Source organism: Pseudidiomarina terrestris (assembly GCF_030466375.1).
GTDB classification, from domain to species: Bacteria; Pseudomonadota; Gammaproteobacteria; order Enterobacterales; family Alteromonadaceae; genus Pseudidiomarina; species Pseudidiomarina terrestris.
The window spans coordinates 1-1,181 of record NZ_JAGGJE010000010.1; the positions used below are offsets into that span (position 1 = coordinate 1).

The window sequence follows — 1,181 nt, forward strand, 5'->3', positions numbered from 1 at the left end:
TGACGGTCCCCCAAGAAAAAGATCCACAAGGACGATGAATTTGGGCATGATAAAGACCTTACGAGGGCCACGTCATGAAATCAAAACGTTTTTCAGTCGAGCAGATCGTTTCCGCTATAAAACAGCACGAAGCTGGCTTATCCATCGCCGAGATCGCTCGGAAAATGGGGATTGCCGAGGGCACTTTCTATGCTTGGAAAAAGAAATACGCTGGGCTTGAATCTGATCAAGTTCGAGAACTCAAGCAGCTACGAGAAGAGAATGAGAAGCTCAAACGGATTGTTGCGGATCTAACCCTTGATAAAGTTATGTTGCAAGATCTCAATACCCGAAAGTGGTAAGCGTACCGCAGCGTCGTAAGGCGGTGCGCCACTTAATCAGCCTCTACCGCATCAGTGAACGAAGAGCATGTGCGTTAACAGGACTAAGTCGCACGGCTTGCCGTTATAAGCCTCGCTCGGAGCCTCAGGAGGCGCTCCGCCAGAAGATCGTGGCGATAGCTAGAGCCCGCGTGCGATACGGTTACAAGCGTATTCATGTGATGTTAAAACGCGAAGGTATTCACGTGAATAAGAAACGCGTTCATCGCCTGTATTGTCTAGAAGGACTTCAGTTACGCCCCAAACGGCCGCGGCGCAACGTCAGTGGCGCACATCGAAAACGCGACTATGTACCAAGTACACGACCGAATGAGGCATGGGCGATGGACTTTGTTGCCGACCAGCTGTCTACCGGGAACAAGTTTCGTATTCTGACAGTTGTCGACACCTATACGCGAGAGTGTTTGGCAGCCGATATCGGAGTTCAATTACGCTCAGAGAATGTGGTTGCAACATTGACGCGACTTTGTCGAGAACGAGGCGCACCAAACCGTATTCATTGCGATAATGGCAGCGAATTTGCAGGACAAATGACTGACCTTTGGGCTTATACCAACAAGGTAACGCTAGCGTTCTCGCGTCCTGGTAAGCCAACAGATAATGCCTATATCGAGTCACTGAACGGCAGTTTTCGGGATGAGTGCCTTAACTGTCACTGGTTCGAATCGCTAACCGATGCTAAATTAAAAATCGAAGCTTGGCGGGATGACTATAACAAGAGTCGACCTCATCGGGCTTTAAATAACCTGCCACCCTTGCAGTTCGTGGCATCCATTGAAAATTGAACAGCTCAATTCATTC

The 1,181-nt window shown here is 49.1% G+C and carries 1 protein-coding gene; it reads left to right on the forward strand.

Translation table 11 applies throughout. The annotated features are described in order from the left end of the window. The first annotated feature begins 74 nt into the window (after positions 1–74). Positions 75–1,165, forward strand: a protein-coding gene (locus J6J28_RS12705) for an IS3 family transposase (protein WP_301722217.1) whose coding sequence is annotated in 2 segments (ribosomal slippage) — positions 75–324 and positions 324–1,165 — 1,092 coding nt in all. Because the reading frame shifts where the segments join, the coding sequence is not laid out codon by codon here. Positions 1,166–1,181: the final 16 nt, after the last annotated feature.